General features: G+C 59.5%; 22 protein-coding genes. 2 read left to right on the forward strand and 20 right to left on the reverse strand.

All coding sequences use genetic code 11. The features are described 5' to 3' along the window. Positions 1-48: 48 nt before the first annotated feature. The 13 genes from rplO to rpmC all read right to left on the reverse strand — a co-directional run bounded on the left by rplO (position 49) and on the right by rpmC (position 5,969). Positions 49-522 (reverse strand): 50S ribosomal protein L15, encoded by a 474-nt coding sequence (gene rplO / locus EDD52_RS14940; RefSeq protein WP_132246375.1) that lies wholly within the window; start codon positions 520-522, stop codon positions 49-51. 218 nt (positions 523-740) lie between these two features. After that, positions 741-1,526: an MBL fold metallo-hydrolase gene (locus EDD52_RS14945; protein WP_132246377.1), complete on the reverse strand. Its 786-nt coding sequence runs from the start codon at positions 1,524-1,526 to the stop codon at positions 741-743. Positions 1,527-1,668: 142 nt separating this feature from the next. Then, positions 1,669-1,857 (reverse strand): 50S ribosomal protein L30, encoded by a 189-nt coding sequence (gene rpmD, locus EDD52_RS14950; protein WP_132246379.1) that lies wholly within the window; start codon positions 1,855-1,857, stop codon positions 1,669-1,671. Between the two features lie 12 nt (positions 1,858-1,869). Further along, positions 1,870-2,451 (reverse strand): 30S ribosomal protein S5, encoded by a 582-nt coding sequence (gene rpsE, locus EDD52_RS14955; RefSeq protein ID WP_132246381.1) that lies wholly within the window; start codon positions 2,449-2,451, stop codon positions 1,870-1,872. Between the two features lie 121 nt (positions 2,452-2,572). Beyond that, positions 2,573-2,932 carry a 50S ribosomal protein L18 gene (gene rplR / locus EDD52_RS14960; protein ID WP_132246383.1) on the reverse strand — a complete coding sequence of 120 codons (360 nt, stop codon included), beginning with the start codon at positions 2,930-2,932 and terminating at the stop codon, positions 2,573-2,575. A gap of 11 nt (positions 2,933-2,943) precedes the next feature. Further along, positions 2,944-3,477, reverse strand: a complete 534-nt coding sequence (gene rplF / locus EDD52_RS14965) for a 50S ribosomal protein L6 (RefSeq protein ID WP_132246385.1) — start codon at positions 3,475-3,477, stop codon at positions 2,944-2,946. Positions 3,478-3,487: 10 nt separating this feature from the next. Beyond that, positions 3,488-3,880: a 30S ribosomal protein S8 gene (gene rpsH / locus EDD52_RS14970; protein WP_132246387.1), complete on the reverse strand. Its 393-nt coding sequence runs from the start codon at positions 3,878-3,880 to the stop codon at positions 3,488-3,490. A 13-nt stretch (positions 3,881-3,893) separates the two neighbouring features. Further along, positions 3,894-4,199 (reverse strand): 30S ribosomal protein S14, encoded by a 306-nt coding sequence (gene rpsN / locus EDD52_RS14975; RefSeq protein WP_132246389.1) that lies wholly within the window; start codon positions 4,197-4,199, stop codon positions 3,894-3,896. A gap of 13 nt (positions 4,200-4,212) precedes the next feature. Beyond that, entirely contained in the window at positions 4,213-4,776 is a 564-nt protein-coding gene (gene rplE, locus EDD52_RS14980; RefSeq protein ID WP_132246391.1) for a 50S ribosomal protein L5, read from the reverse strand. Further along, the gene (gene rplX, locus EDD52_RS14985) at positions 4,769-5,080 is read right to left on the reverse strand and encodes a 50S ribosomal protein L24 (protein ID WP_132246393.1); all 312 of its coding nucleotides are present in this window, start codon (positions 5,078-5,080) and stop codon (positions 4,769-4,771) included. The genes rplE and rplX overlap by 8 nt, the downstream gene beginning before the upstream one ends. Next, positions 5,080-5,448 (reverse strand): 50S ribosomal protein L14, encoded by a 369-nt coding sequence (rplN, locus tag EDD52_RS14990; RefSeq protein WP_132246395.1) that lies wholly within the window; start codon positions 5,446-5,448, stop codon positions 5,080-5,082. Before rplN ends, rplX begins: the two co-directional genes overlap by 1 nt. Positions 5,449-5,523: 75 nt before the next feature. Continuing rightward, positions 5,524-5,754, reverse strand: coding sequence for a 30S ribosomal protein S17 (rpsQ, locus tag EDD52_RS14995; RefSeq protein ID WP_084352031.1), 231 nt, complete (start codon positions 5,752-5,754; stop codon positions 5,524-5,526). Positions 5,755-5,765: 11 nt separating this feature from the next. After that, a complete protein-coding gene (gene rpmC / locus EDD52_RS15000; protein WP_132246397.1) occupies positions 5,766-5,969 on the reverse strand; it encodes a 50S ribosomal protein L29 in 204 nt (67 codons plus the stop codon). 255 nt (positions 5,970-6,224) lie between these two features. On the opposite strand from rpmC, the gene EDD52_RS15005 reads away from it, so the two are divergent. Beyond that, a complete protein-coding gene (locus EDD52_RS15005) occupies positions 6,225-6,506 on the forward strand; it encodes a hypothetical protein (RefSeq protein ID WP_207906036.1) in 282 nt (93 codons plus the stop codon). Here the strand turns inward: EDD52_RS15005 and EDD52_RS15010 are convergent. The 6 genes from EDD52_RS15010 to rplB all read right to left on the reverse strand — a co-directional run bounded on the left by EDD52_RS15010 (position 6,491) and on the right by rplB (position 9,976). Next, a complete protein-coding gene (locus EDD52_RS15010; RefSeq protein WP_132246399.1) occupies positions 6,491-7,111 on the reverse strand; it encodes a 2OG-Fe(II) oxygenase family protein in 621 nt (206 codons plus the stop codon). The genes EDD52_RS15005 and EDD52_RS15010 overlap by 16 nt on opposite strands. A 220-nt stretch (positions 7,112-7,331) precedes the next feature. Then, positions 7,332-7,745, reverse strand: coding sequence for a 50S ribosomal protein L16 (gene rplP, locus EDD52_RS15015; RefSeq protein ID WP_132246401.1), 414 nt, complete (start codon positions 7,743-7,745; stop codon positions 7,332-7,334). Positions 7,746-7,757: 12 nt separating this feature from the next. Continuing rightward, positions 7,758-8,468 (reverse strand): 30S ribosomal protein S3, encoded by a 711-nt coding sequence (gene rpsC / locus EDD52_RS15020; protein WP_132246403.1) that lies wholly within the window; start codon positions 8,466-8,468, stop codon positions 7,758-7,760. Beyond that, positions 8,468-8,848: a 50S ribosomal protein L22 gene (gene rplV / locus EDD52_RS15025; protein WP_132246405.1), complete on the reverse strand. Its 381-nt coding sequence runs from the start codon at positions 8,846-8,848 to the stop codon at positions 8,468-8,470. Before rplV ends, rpsC begins: the two co-directional genes overlap by 1 nt. A 3-nt stretch (positions 8,849-8,851) precedes the next feature. Beyond that, complete coding sequence (rpsS, locus tag EDD52_RS15030; protein ID WP_132246407.1) at positions 8,852-9,130, reverse strand: 30S ribosomal protein S19; 279 nt, start codon at positions 9,128-9,130, stop codon at positions 8,852-8,854. Positions 9,131-9,133: 3 nt separating this feature from the next. After that, positions 9,134-9,976: a 50S ribosomal protein L2 gene (gene rplB, locus EDD52_RS15035; protein ID WP_132246409.1), complete on the reverse strand. Its 843-nt coding sequence runs from the start codon at positions 9,974-9,976 to the stop codon at positions 9,134-9,136. Positions 9,977-10,501: 525 nt separating this feature from the next. Between rplB and EDD52_RS15040 the strand changes: the two genes are divergently transcribed. Then, positions 10,502-11,134, forward strand: a complete 633-nt coding sequence (locus EDD52_RS15040) for a TRAP transporter large permease subunit (RefSeq protein WP_132246411.1) — start codon at positions 10,502-10,504, stop codon at positions 11,132-11,134. Between the two features lie 488 nt (positions 11,135-11,622). Here the strand turns inward: EDD52_RS15040 and EDD52_RS15045 are convergent, their stop codons facing one another. Beyond that, positions 11,623-12,087 carry an invasion associated locus B family protein gene (locus EDD52_RS15045; protein WP_132246413.1) on the reverse strand — a complete coding sequence of 155 codons (465 nt, stop codon included), beginning with the start codon at positions 12,085-12,087 and terminating at the stop codon, positions 11,623-11,625. Between the last annotated feature and the right edge of the window lie 5 nt (positions 12,088-12,092).

Raw genomic sequence — 12,092 nt, forward strand, 5'->3', positions numbered from 1 at the left:
TGGAAAACTCAGGGTTATGTAAGCGGACTGGCGTCCGCTCACAACCTCTTATTCGGCAGCTTGCGCAGTCGTGACCTTCAGCGAGCCACCAGCCTTCTCGACCGCCTCAACCGCTGCCTTGGAGGCACCGGTGACTTCGAGGGTCAGCTTGGAGGTCACTTCGCCCTTTGCCAGAACGCGGATGCCGTCCAGCTTGCGGCGCACCAGACCGGACGCGATCAGCGCGTCTTCGGTGATGGCGTTGCCGGCATCAAGCTTGCCCGCTTCGACGAATTTCTGGATCAGGCCCAGGTTGATGACCGCGTAGGATTTACGGTTCGGCTTGTTGAAGCCGCGCTTTGGCAGGCGCTGGTAGAGCGGCATCTGGCCGCCTTCGTAGCCCTTGATCGCCACACCCGAACGGGATTTCTGACCTTTGATACCACGGCCACCCATTTTACCCAGACCGGAGCCGGGGCCGCGGCCGACGCGCTTCTTGCGCTTGGTTGCGCCATCGTTATCGCGCAGTTCGTGCAGTTTCATGTCGCTTCTCCTTTGCCGGATGCGGCCCCCAGCGACGGGAGCGGCCGAACACGGCGTATGATTTCATCGAGTCGCAGCCCGTACTGGGCCACCGGGCGCGTATAGCGATCCCTCGATCTGCGATCAAGAGCGGAGTTGCCCGTCAAGACCGGCAGTCCAAAAGGCCCCCGCTCAGGGCGGGGGCCGGTGGGCACAACTGTCAGCATCGCGACCTGAGATCAGGCCTCGTTTTCTTCGTACCAGCCGCCCATTTTCACTTCGGCGGCATCCCCGACGAGGCTGGCGAATTCCTCCGGATCCTGGGTGCCGTTATCCCGGCCACGATAGTGGTAAGGGTAGACATAGGTCGGCCCGAATTCCTTGACCGCGTCCGCCGCTGCTGCCGCGTCCATGGTGAAGGGCAGGTTCATGCAGACAAAAGCCAGATCGATATTCTCCAAGGCGCGCATTTCGGGGATGTCCTCGGTGTCGCCGGAGAGGTAGACGCGGAAACCTTCGAAGCTGAGCACATAGCCGTTGTCGCGCCCCTGGGGATGGAAGTTTAGGCGGTCCTCTGTCGTGTTGTAGGCAGGGATTGCATCGATCCCCACACCATTGAACCCGGCCGCATCGCCGTTTCCGATGGCCTGTGCGCGGCCGGCCAGATCTTCGGGCAGCATCCCCTGCACAGCGGGGTTGGTGATCAAGACGGTATCATCCCCCATCAGGGCTGCGAGGGTTTCAGCGTTGTAGTGATCGCCGTGCTCATGCGTGATCAGGATAAGATCCGCGGATGGAAGGTTGGCATATTGCGCCGGATCCCCAACCGGGTCGACATAGATGGTGCCGGCGGGCGTCTCCAGCACGACCGAAGCGTGGCTGACCGGATGGACCGAAATGGCGCCGCCCGGTGTTTCGAACATATCGCCCGAATGCGATGCCGCGCGGGCCGCATATGGCAACACCGTGATTGCCCCGGCAGTTGCGGCCGCGGTGACCAGAAAGGCTCTGCGTGTCTGTGTCATGTTAGAATTCTCCCTTTGGATGATTGAAAGATAGACCAGCCACCGCGAACGGCAATCGGGAAGAAAGAACTCGGCAAGAAAAACGCCCCCCGGCGGAACCGAGGGGCGTAATTCTTGTCAATCGGGAAGATCCCGGCGCGTGTCAGTCGCGCTCTTCGATGATCTCGACCATGTGGGGGATCTTGGCGATCATGCCACGCACGGATGGAGTATCCTCCAGCTCGCGGGTCTTGTGCATCTTGTTGAGGCCCAGACCGATCAGCGTCTTGCGCTGGATCTCAGGGCGACGGATCGGCGAGCCGATCTGCTTTACAACGATGGTTTTTGCCATGTTCCTGCTTCCTTACGCTTCTTCGGCCACTTGGGCGCTGTCCTGCGGGGCGTCTTCACGCTTGGGCAGAATATCGGCGACCTTCTTGCCACGACGCTGAGCCACGGAGCGCGGGCTTGCCTCTTTTCCGAGACCCTCCAGCGTGGCGCGGATCATGTTGTAGGGGTTCTGCGAGCCGATCGACTTTGCGACGACGTCCTGAACACCCAGCATCTCGAAAACGGCACGCATCGGACCACCTGCGATGATCCCGGTACCCTGAGGTGCGGTACGCATGACAACCTTGCCCGCGCCATGACGACCTTCGATGTCGTGGTGCAGAGTGCGGCCTTCGCGCAGCGGCACGCGGATCATCTTGCGCTTCGCCTGCTCGGTTGCCTTGCGGATCGCCTCGGGGACCTCTTTGGCCTTGCCCTTGCCGAAACCGACCCGGCCCTTTTGGTCACCCACGACCACGAGTGCTGCAAAGCCGAAACGCTTGCCGCCCTTCACAGTCTTGGAAACCCGGTTGATCGCGACCAGGCGGTCTGCAAATTCGGGGGCTTCTTCACGCTGTTGACGACGGTTGCCGCCACGGTTGGTATCTCTTGCCATTCGGCGTCCTTTCCTTCAGGCGCGACATCGCGCCCCAGATTGTTGCAATCCTGGTGTTCCGAAACGCATCCGGAACCCGGATCATCGAGAGGCCCCGGGTCTGGCCCGGGGCGCTCTGCGCTTAGATCTTCAAGCCACCTTCACGGGCAGCATCGGCGAGGGCCTTTACCTTGCCGTGGAACAGAAAACCGCCACGATCGAAATAGGCTTCTTCGACGCCGGCCTTCTTGGCACGCTCGGCAATCGCGGCGCCCACCTTTGCGGCGGCCTCCACGTTGTTCTTGCCGGTCACGCCCAGATCCTTCTCCAGCGAGGAGGCGGAAGCCAGGGTCACGCCGTTCACATCGTCGATCAGCTGAACGCTGATGTTCTTGTTCGAGCGATGCACGCTCAGCCGCGGCCGACCGGCGTTGACCTTGCGAAGTTTGTTCCGAACGCGCAGGCGGCGCTTCAGAAACAGGGTTCTTTTGCTGTTTGCCATCTTGTGCGTCCTTACTTCTTCTTGCCTTCCTTACGGAAGATGAATTCACCCTTGTAGCGGATACCCTTGCCTTTATACGGCTCGGGCTTGCGCCATTCGCGGATGTTCGCTGCGACCTGACCGACGAGCTGTGCGTCAGTACCCTCGATGACGATCTGCGTGGGCTTCGGGGCAGTCACGGTGACACCCTCCGGCACAGCAAAATCGACGTCATGCGACAGACCGAGGTTCAGCTTCAGCACGTTGCCCTGCATCTGGGCGCGGTAACCAACACCCTGAATTTCGAGCTCTTTCTTGAAGCCGTCGGACACGCCCTGCACGAGGTTCGCAACCATGGTGCGGCTCATGCCCCACTGCTGGCGCGCGCGCTTGGACTTGCCACGCGGGGTAACCGCGACAACATTGTCCTGCACCTCGATGGTGACGTCGTCGGTTGCGGTGAAGCTGTGGGACCCTTTCGGGCCCTTCACTTCAAAGGTCTGGCCGGACACGGATGCTGTGACACCCGAGGGCAGCTCGACCGGTTTCTTGCCAATACGAGACATTGCCTACTCCTTAGAAGACCGTGCAAAGCACTTCGCCGCCAACATTCTGGCTGCGTGCTGTTGCATCCGACATCACACCCTTGGGGGTGGAGACAATCGAGACACCCAGACCCTGACGGACCTGCGGGATCTCTTTAACACCCAGATACACACGACGGCCCGGTGTCGAAACGCGCTTGATTTCGCGAATGACGGGGGTGCCTTCGTAGTATTTGAGGCTGATTTCGATGGCCGGGTGGCCATCCGCGCCGGTGGTTTTCTCGTAACCGCGGATGTAGCCTTCGTCCGCCAGCACGTCGAGAACCCAGGCCCGCAGCTTCGAAGCAGGGGTCGCCACAGTGGACTTGCCGCGCATCTGAGCGTTACGGATACGGGTCAGCATATCGCCGATAGGATCGTTCATTTGCTAACCTCCCTTACCAGCTGGACTTGACCATGCCGGGCGCTTGACCATTCGAGGCCAGTTCACGCAGCATGATACGGCTGACTTTCAGCTTACGGTAATAGGCGTGCGGACGCCCCGTCAGCTGGCAGCGGTTGTGAAGACGCGACGGCGCGCTGTTGCGCGGCAGTTTCGCCAGTTTGAGACGGGCCTTGAAGCGCTCTTCCATCGGCTTCGACTCGTCTTTCGCGATTTCCTTCAGCTCGGCGCGCTTAGCGGCATATTTTGCCACCAGACGCTCGCGCTTCTTCTCGCGTTCGATCATTGCTTTCTTTGCCATGATACAGATCCCCTCAGCTGTTGAACGGCATGTTGAAATGCTTCAACAGCGCTTTGGCTTCCGCGTCGGTCTTCGCGGTCGTGACGATCACGATGTCCATGCCCCAGGTCTCGTCCACCTTGTCGAAATCGATCTCGGGGAAGACGATGTGTTCCTTGAGGCCCGTGGCATAGTTGCCGCGGCCATCGAACGATTTGCCCGACACGCCGCGGAAGTCGCGGACACGGGGCATTGCGATTGTGATCAGACGGTCGAGGAAATCGTACATCCGGTCACCGCGCAGGGTCACCTTGGCACCCAGGGGCATTTCTTCACGAACCCGGAAACCCGCGATGGATTTCTTGGCCGTCGTGACGATCGCCTTTTGGCCGGCAATCGCGGACAGGTCTTCCTGAGCCGATTTCGCCTTCTTGGAGTCGCGCACTGCCTCGGCACCACAGCCGATGTTCAGCACGATCTTCTCAAGCGCCGGGATCTGCATGTCGTTCTTGTAGCCGAACTCTTCCTTCAGTGCCGCTTTGATGGTCTCGCGGAACTGCGCCTTCAGACGCGGGGTATAAGTTGCAGTATCAAGCATCGATCACGTCCCCCGTGGTCTTGGCAAAACGGACCTTCTTGTCGCCTTCCATGCGGAAGCCAACGCGGGTTGCTTTGCCGTTGGAGTCAACCAAAGACAGGTTCGACAATGCGATAGGCATCGCCTTGGGCACGCGGCCCCCCTGGCTGGCCTGGGTCTGGCGGGTGTGACGGATGGCCATGTTCAGCCCATCGACAACAGCCTTGCCGGCCTTGGGGTCAATCAGGGTAATCGTGCCCTGCTTGCCTTTGTCCTTGCCGGTCAAAACGACGACAGTGTCGCCTTTGCGGAGTTTAGCAGCCATTACAGCACCTCCGGAGCAAGCGAGATGATCTTCATGAAGTTCTTGGCACGCAGCTCGCGCACAACCGGCCCGAAGATACGGGTACCGACCGGCTCACCTGCGTTGTTCAGGATCACGGCGGCGTTGCGGTCAAAGCGGATTGCTGTGCCGTCTTCACGGCGAACTTCTTTGGCGGTGCGCACGACGACGGCCTTGCGGACGTCACCTTTCTTCACGCGGCCGCGCGGAATGGCTTCCTTGACGGAGACGACGATAACGTCACCGACGCTCGCATATCTGCGTTTGGAACCACCCAGGACCTTGATGCACTGCACCCGGCGAGCGCCGGAGTTGTCAGCGACATCCAGATTGGTCTGCATCTGGATCATATGGTTTCTCCCGACCTTTGGGGGGCGTCATTCACGCCTTTCCCCCAGGGTTTCGTAAAACTGGTGGGCAGAGGCTTATTCAGCCACGACTTCCCAGCGTTTCGTCTTCGACTTCGGCGCGCATTCGATGATGCGGACGGAGTCGCCAACCTGAAACTTCTCAGCTTCGTCGTGAGCCCGGTACTTCTTGGACTTACGGATTGTCTTCTGCAGCACGGGGTGCTTGAAGCGACGCTCGACCTTCACGGTGACGGTCTGTGCGTTGGCGGTGCTGGTGACGGTACCTTGCAGAATTCGTTTGGGCATATCAGGTGTCCTTATTCTGCAGCCGCTTGCGCGGCTTTCTGGTTCAGCACGGTTTTCACGCGTGCAACGTCACGGCGCACCTGGCGCATGCGTGCGGTGTTTTCCATCTGGCCTGTCGCGGCCTGAAAGCGGAGGTTGAAGGCCTCCTTCTTGAGCTGGACAAGCTGTTCCCGGAGTTCGTCCGGGGTCTTGTCACGGAGTTCGTGGGCGTTCATGCGCCTCTCCTTTGTTGCAACATCACCGGTAGGCCCCTGCCTGCGTGCATACAGGGTCACCCTCAATCCGGTGGAGTCCGTGGATGAGCAGCCCCCATACGCGCGATTCCTTCGAAAGGCAACACTCTTTCCACGCGAAAGCCCATGAGGCGCGATTTCGCCCGAAAAACATGCACATTCCTGCGCCAAGCCGACGCCCTTCAAGGTAGTTCTTTGGACAGCCGCCGGGTTGAGCTATAATGCGGCATGCGCGTGATGCTGACATTTCTTCTGGCATTTGCAGCCTTGCCGGTTCACTCCGATGAGGCTGCGTCAACCTGCGCCTGTATCAATCGCGATGGACAGGAAGTCCCGCTGGGAGAAATTGCCTGCCTGACCGTGGGTGGAAAAAGCTTTCTGGCGCGCTGTGCAATGTCGTTGAATGTGCTGACATGGCGCCGCGTTCAGGATGGCTGCGTCGTCTCACAAGCCCCCTACCCGTTCAGCCCCGCCCCGCAAATCGCCAAGGGGCCGCGAACGGGTCAATCCCATTTGTAATTGAAACTGACGGAGATCCGCTCTTCTTCGGACATGTTCATCGGGACCTCGTGCCGTAGCCAGCTTTCCCACAAGAGCACATCCCCGACCTTTGGCGTCTCGTAGATGAAGGGTCGCAGCTCCTCGCGGCAATCCTTGCGGCGTGTCGGCGCGGCCATCATCATCGGCAGGCGCGGATCTTCGAGTTTCAGCGCCGATGCCCCATCCGGCATGGCCACATAGGTGGTGCCGGAGATCACCGAATGCGGGTGGATATGGCTGGAATGGGTGCCACCTTCGGGCAGGATGTTGATCCAGATATCCTCCAGCACAAGCGACCTGTCGCCCAAATCAAACTCCAGATCTTCGGCAAAGGCCGCGACATGGACATCCAGCGATTTCACCAGGTCGCCAAAAATCGGAAACCGCCATGGCAGATCGGTCAGGGATGCATAAGACGTGTATCCTGGATAGCCGTTCTGCTCGCACCAGTCCTGACCCGCCTCATCATCCTCGGCAATCGAGTAGCAGGACGCGGCCATTTCGTCGGCGTCGATTGCGGGCGCATGCTCTGACAAGGCAGCGCGGTACAGGCGGGTGGCGAAGAGCGAGCGTATCTGTGACATGACCGCTATGTAGCGCGAGTCGCCATAGGACGCGAGTGGACAATTGCAGGCCCCCGCCCCGGACTTGATCCGGGGCCTCGCGTCCGGGTCCGGCAAGTGAAAGGACCCGGATCAAGTCCAGGGCGGGTCCAGCCAGATCGAAATGTCTGCGCGCAAACGAAAACCCCCGCCGCTTACGCGCCGGGGGTCAAATCAATCGCAACGGGCTTTCGCCCTTTGCTTACCAATCCTCGCGAACGACGACGCGGGTTTTGATCGGCAGTTTCATCGCGGCAAGACGCAGAGCCTCGCGAGCGATGTCCTCGTCGACACCGTCGATCTCGAACATCACGCGGCCAGGCTTGACCTTGCAGGCCCAGAAGTCGACCGAACCCTTACCTTTACCCATACGAACTTCGGTGGGCTTGGAGGTCACGGGCACATCCGGGAAGATCCGGATCCAGACACGGCCCTGACGCTTCATGTGACGCGTCATCGCGCGGCGAGCCGCCTCGATTTGACGCGCTGTCACACGCTCGGGCTGAGTGGCCTTGAGGCCATAGGTGCCGAAGTTCAGATCACTGCCGCCTTTGGCAAGACCGGCGATGCGGCCTTTGAACTGCTTGCGGAATTTAGTGCGTTTCGGTTGAAGCATCTCAAATTCTCCTTAGCGGCGGCCGCCGCCGGCACCACGAGGGGCCGGGCCGTCCTGCACTTCTTGTGCCTTGCGGTCACGTGCCTGGGGATCGTGCTCCATGATCTCGCCTTTGAATATCCAGACCTTGATTCCGATGATGCCATAAGCCGTTTCGGCCTCGACATTGGCGTAATCGATGTCTGCACGAAGGGTATGCAGGGGCACACGGCCCTCGCGATACCACTCGGTACGGGCGATCTCGGCACCACCCAGACGACCAGCGACGTTCACCCGAATACCCAGGGCGCCCATGCGCATCGCGTTCTGAACGGCACGCTTCATGGCGCGACGGAAGGATACACGACGTTCCAGCTGCTGCGAGATGGACTCGCCAACAAGACGGGCGTCCAGCTCGGGCTTGCGCACTTCAACGATGTTGAGGTGCAGCTCGGAGTCGGTCATTGCCGCGATCTTCTTGCGCAGGGTTTCGATATCGGCGCCTTTTTTGCCGATGATCACGCCCGGGCGCGCAGTATGAACGGTCACACGGCATTTCTTGTGCGGACGCTCGATGATGACGCGCGACACACCTGCCTGCTTGCATTCCTTGAAGATGAATTCGCGGATGGCGATATCTTCCAGCAGCAGATCACCATAGTCTTTGGTGTCAGCGTACCAGCGGCTGTCCCAGGTACGGTTGACCTGAAGACGCATACCGATCGGGTTGGTTTTATTACCCATTAGGCTTGCTCCTCGACCTGGCGGACCTTGATGGTCAGCTCGCTGAACGGCTTGATGATCTTGCCGAACCGGCCACGTGCACGGGGACGCCCGCGTTTCATGGTCAGGTTCTTGCCGACATAGGCCTCGGCGACGATCAGCTCGTCAACATCCAGATTGTGATTGTTCTCGGCGTTGGCGATTGCGGACTGAAGGCATTTCTTCACGTCAACAGCGATCCGCTTGTTCGAGAAAGTGAGATCAGTCAGAGCCTTTTCCACTTTCTTGCCGCGGATCATCGCAGCGACCAGGTTCAGCTTTTGCGGGCTTGTGCGAAGCATGCGCAGTTTTGCCATTGCTTCGTTATCAGCCACGCGGCGGGGATTCTTATCCTTGCTCATGGCTTATTTCCGCTTCGCTTTTTTGTCAGCCGCATGCCCGTAATAGGTACGGGTCGGCGAATATTCACCGAACTTCTGACCGATCATATCCTCGGAGACGTTCACCGGGATATGCTTGCGGCCATTGTAGACGCCAAACGTCAGACCCACGAACTGGGGCAGGATCGTCGAGCGGCGCGACCAGATTTTGATAACTTCATTGCGACCCGACTCACGGGAAGCTTCGGCCTTCTTGAGCACATAGGCATCAACGAAGGGGCCTTTCCAGACAGAGCGTGTCATGTATTAGCGCCCTTTCTTCTTGGCGTGCCGCGAGCGGATGATCAGCTGCTGCGATGCCTTGTTCTTGTTACGGGTCTTGGCACCTTTGGTCGGTTTGCCCCATGGGGTAACCGGGTGACGACCACCGGATGTACGGCCTTCACCACCACCATGAGGGTGATCGATCGGGTTCATGACAACACCGCGAACAGAGGGGCGGATGCCCTTGTGACGCATGCGGCCTGCTTTACCGTAGTTCTGGTTGGAGTTGTCGGGGTTCGACACGGCACCGACGGTGGCCATGCATTCCTGACGCACCAAGCGCAGCTCGCCCGAAGACAGGCGGATCTGAGCGTAGCCACCATCACGACCAACAAACTGGGCATAGGTGCCAGCTGCACGCGCGATCTGACCACCCTTGCCGGGCTTCAGTTCGATGTTGTGGACAATTGTCCCGATCGGCATGCCCGAGAACGGCATTGCGTTGCCGGGCTTGATGTCGACCTTGGCGCCTGCGACGATCTTGTCACCGACAGCCAGACGCTGGGGGGCAAGTACGTAGGCTTGCTCGCCATCGTCATATTTGACGAGAGCGATAAAGGCGGTCCGGTTCGGGTCATATTCGATCCGCTCAACGGTTGCCGCCACGTCGAGTTTATTCCGTTTGAAGTCCACGATCCGGTAGAGGCGCTTTGCCCCACCACCACGCCTGCGTGATGTGATACGTCCGGTGTTGTTCCGGCCGCCCGATTTCGTCAGACCCTCGGTGAGGGATTTGACGGGGCGTCCTTTCCAGAGCTCCGAACGGTCGATCAGCACCAGCCCGCGCTGGCCCGGCGTCGTCGGCTTATACGACTTGAGTGCCATGCTTTCTGTCTTCCGTTTAGCAATGCAGGGCTATTCGCCCCGCTATGTTTGGGCCCTTGCGGGCCAAGATATAGGCCCCCGTAGGTGCCCGGTTAGTGATATCCTTACAGACAAAGACATAGCCCCGGACGAATCCGGGGCTGTGCCGATGGGGTCTGATAGGGAAGTGACGATGAGAGGTCAAGGGCGGCAACCCCATTTGCTAACGAATTCGAAAGCTGGGGGCAGAGTTCAGGCTTTCCTGTTGCACGGCTGACGTTCGCACAGAAAGAAATCGAGCGCAGCGCGCAAAGGACCCCGGCGGCTCTTCCCGAAGACGCCACGCTGAAGACACTGCCCAACTTCGCGGCCGCCAGACAAGTGCGGACGTGGCATTGGCGAAAGCACAGCCTGCCTCGTTCCAGCGCGACCGCACGCTGGATATCATCCGTCCAGACATAGGATGCGAGGCCAAGCGGCCATCATTTGTCAACGCGATTGCCTCTACCTTCGCGTCGAAATGCACAAGAGGAAGGAGGGGCCAAAGTGCCTCTCGCGCACGTCTGGCGTAGAGGGATCAGCGTTGAAAACCTAAACGGTGCGCTGGAAGAACCTGTCCAAATGTGGCGCCGGGTCAGGCACCTGCCCCAGTTCCTGCATATCCTGGCCCGTCGCACGCGCCGCGGTGGTCGTTTGGGCCGCCACCTTGAACTGTTTGGCAGTGTCCACCGGTCAATCGTAGTGCCGGGCAACAAGCCATCACCGATTACCTTGCCAACGCTTTTTATCGCTTCCAGATGGCTGGGTCACGTGCGCCTCGGCTTGGCATTGTCGATGATCGCGGCCTGTAGGGGCTTTTCGGCAATCCCTTGTTATTCCATCCCCACCGCCACGGCCATAGTGGCGATCCCGGCGATGCGGCGCTACAAGTACATCGATGTCTTCTCGGTCGGCACCGGTGCTGCCACAGGCAACATCGGCATCCTCATCCCCCCAGCACCCCGACCATCAGGGTCTTCTGGCCGAGGTGAATATGGCAAAGCTGCTCACGGCAGGGATCATCCAAAGCATCTTTTCTGCGTCGGCTTCGGTGCTCTGGTGCTTGACCAATTCGTTTACAACGCGGGCGAACCGCAGGACTTCCCGAGCATTGTGAGCGGTCTCTGCATTGGTTCCTGAGGGACCGTTATGGCGATCCTGTGCCGTCAGGTGCTATTGCGCCTGATCATCGACGGCACGGCGATGAAATTTCTCATCCCGCCGATCGCTATCCCCCTCATTGCCGGGCTCGCGCTGCCAATTGACCCAACCAGCAACTGGTCTGGTACGGCATTATCGTGGAGGTCGCGATTAAGATCAGCCTGATTACGCCCTTATCTGGGTGAAAGTCATCTTCATCCTCTCTATGTTGCAAGACGTTGGCATCATACGGATCTACGAGGGCGTCAACGCTTTCTTCATCGCGGATCTGGCGCGTTTGATGGTGGTTGTTTTCTCGCCAATCACAGTGCTCTGGCTGGTGAAGTCCTTGGAATAGACAGACATCACCGGCAACCATGCGTCACGTCTGCGGGCCGGTCCATCACCCCGCTGATCGAAACAACCGCGTCAGGCGAGGACTGGAGTGAAGCTTCTTATGCACCTCGATCGGCACTTGCCCGTCCCGTTCAGGGCATGATGTCGATACTCTCGCGGAACCCTTCTAGCGGGAAGGAGAAATTGACCGTTTGCCGATCTTGCCGCTGGATCGTGATCTTGAGTTCTTCGCCTTCGGCCATCGTTACTGGCCAGGTTTCGCCCGCCGCGCCGGTGGCGTAACAGCCCTGCGCATCACAGGATTGAAACGCCAATTCGCCCAGATCCTGATCGTCGACGGACAATTTCAGACCGGCGGGCAGATAAAGCCCCACAGGCAGGGTAAACACCGCCGTATGCTCCGCATCACCGGCCGGTTTGACAAAGGCCGCAGTTGCCACGCGCTGATTGCCTTCGCTCAGGACAATGCTTTGCGCCACTTCGCACATCAAACGCGCGGGATCGTTCTGGTTGTTGCACGACACCAGCCAGAGCGGCGCCTGAGCCGATGCCATGGTGGCGGCGCAGAAGAATAATCCGATCAGTCGTTTTTTCATTTGTG

This window comes from Primorskyibacter sedentarius (genome assembly GCF_004342065.1).
GTDB classification, from domain to species: domain Bacteria; phylum Pseudomonadota; class Alphaproteobacteria; order Rhodobacterales; family Rhodobacteraceae; genus Primorskyibacter; species Primorskyibacter sedentarius.

Bases quoted from the DNA above. Each gene is read 5' to 3' on its own strand.
- rplO (WP_132246375.1), bottom strand. From the start codon at position 522: ATGAAACTGCACGAACTGCGCGATAACGATGGCGCAACCAAGCGCAAG.
- EDD52_RS14945 (WP_132246377.1), bottom strand. From the start codon at position 1,526: ATGACACAGACACGCAGAGCCTTTCTGGTCACCGCGGCCGCAACTGCC.
- rpmD (WP_132246379.1), bottom strand. From the start codon at position 1,857: ATGGCAAAAACCATCGTTGTAAAGCAGATCGGCTCGCCGATCCGTCGC.
- rpsE (WP_132246381.1), bottom strand. From the start codon at position 2,451: ATGGCAAGAGATACCAACCGTGGCGGCAACCGTCGTCAACAGCGTGAA.
- rplR (WP_132246383.1), bottom strand. From the start codon at position 2,932: ATGGCAAACAGCAAAAGAACCCTGTTTCTGAAGCGCCGCCTGCGCGTT.
- rplF (WP_132246385.1), bottom strand. From the start codon at position 3,477: ATGTCTCGTATTGGCAAGAAACCGGTCGAGCTGCCCTCGGGTGTCACA.
- rpsH (WP_132246387.1), bottom strand. From the start codon at position 3,880: ATGAACGATCCTATCGGCGATATGCTGACCCGTATCCGTAACGCTCAG.
- rpsN (WP_132246389.1), bottom strand. From the start codon at position 4,199: ATGGCAAAGAAAGCAATGATCGAACGCGAGAAGAAGCGCGAGCGTCTG.
- rplE (WP_132246391.1), bottom strand. From the start codon at position 4,776: ATGCTTGATACTGCAACTTATACCCCGCGTCTGAAGGCGCAGTTCCGC.
- rplX (WP_132246393.1), bottom strand. From the start codon at position 5,080: ATGGCTGCTAAACTCCGCAAAGGCGACACTGTCGTCGTTTTGACCGGC.
- rplN (WP_132246395.1), bottom strand. From the start codon at position 5,448: ATGATCCAGATGCAGACCAATCTGGATGTCGCTGACAACTCCGGCGCT.
- rpsQ (WP_084352031.1), bottom strand. From the start codon at position 5,754: ATGCCCAAACGAATTCTGCAAGGTACCGTCACCAGCACCGCCAACGCA.
- rpmC (WP_132246397.1), bottom strand. From the start codon at position 5,969: ATGAACGCCCACGAACTCCGTGACAAGACCCCGGACGAACTCCGGGAA.
- EDD52_RS15005 (WP_207906036.1), top strand. From the start codon at position 6,225: ATGCTGACATTTCTTCTGGCATTTGCAGCCTTGCCGGTTCACTCCGAT.
- EDD52_RS15010 (WP_132246399.1), bottom strand. From the start codon at position 7,111: ATGTCACAGATACGCTCGCTCTTCGCCACCCGCCTGTACCGCGCTGCC.
- rplP (WP_132246401.1), bottom strand. From the start codon at position 7,745: ATGCTTCAACCGAAACGCACTAAATTCCGCAAGCAGTTCAAAGGCCGC.
- rpsC (WP_132246403.1), bottom strand. From the start codon at position 8,468: ATGGGTAATAAAACCAACCCGATCGGTATGCGTCTTCAGGTCAACCGT.
- rplV (WP_132246405.1), bottom strand. From the start codon at position 8,848: ATGAGCAAGGATAAGAATCCCCGCCGCGTGGCTGATAACGAAGCAATG.
- rpsS (WP_132246407.1), bottom strand. From the start codon at position 9,130: ATGACACGCTCTGTCTGGAAAGGCCCCTTCGTTGATGCCTATGTGCTC.
- rplB (WP_132246409.1), bottom strand. From the start codon at position 9,976: ATGGCACTCAAGTCGTATAAGCCGACGACGCCGGGCCAGCGCGGGCTG.
- EDD52_RS15045 (WP_132246413.1), bottom strand. From the start codon at position 12,087: ATGAAAAAACGACTGATCGGATTATTCTTCTGCGCCGCCACCATGGCA.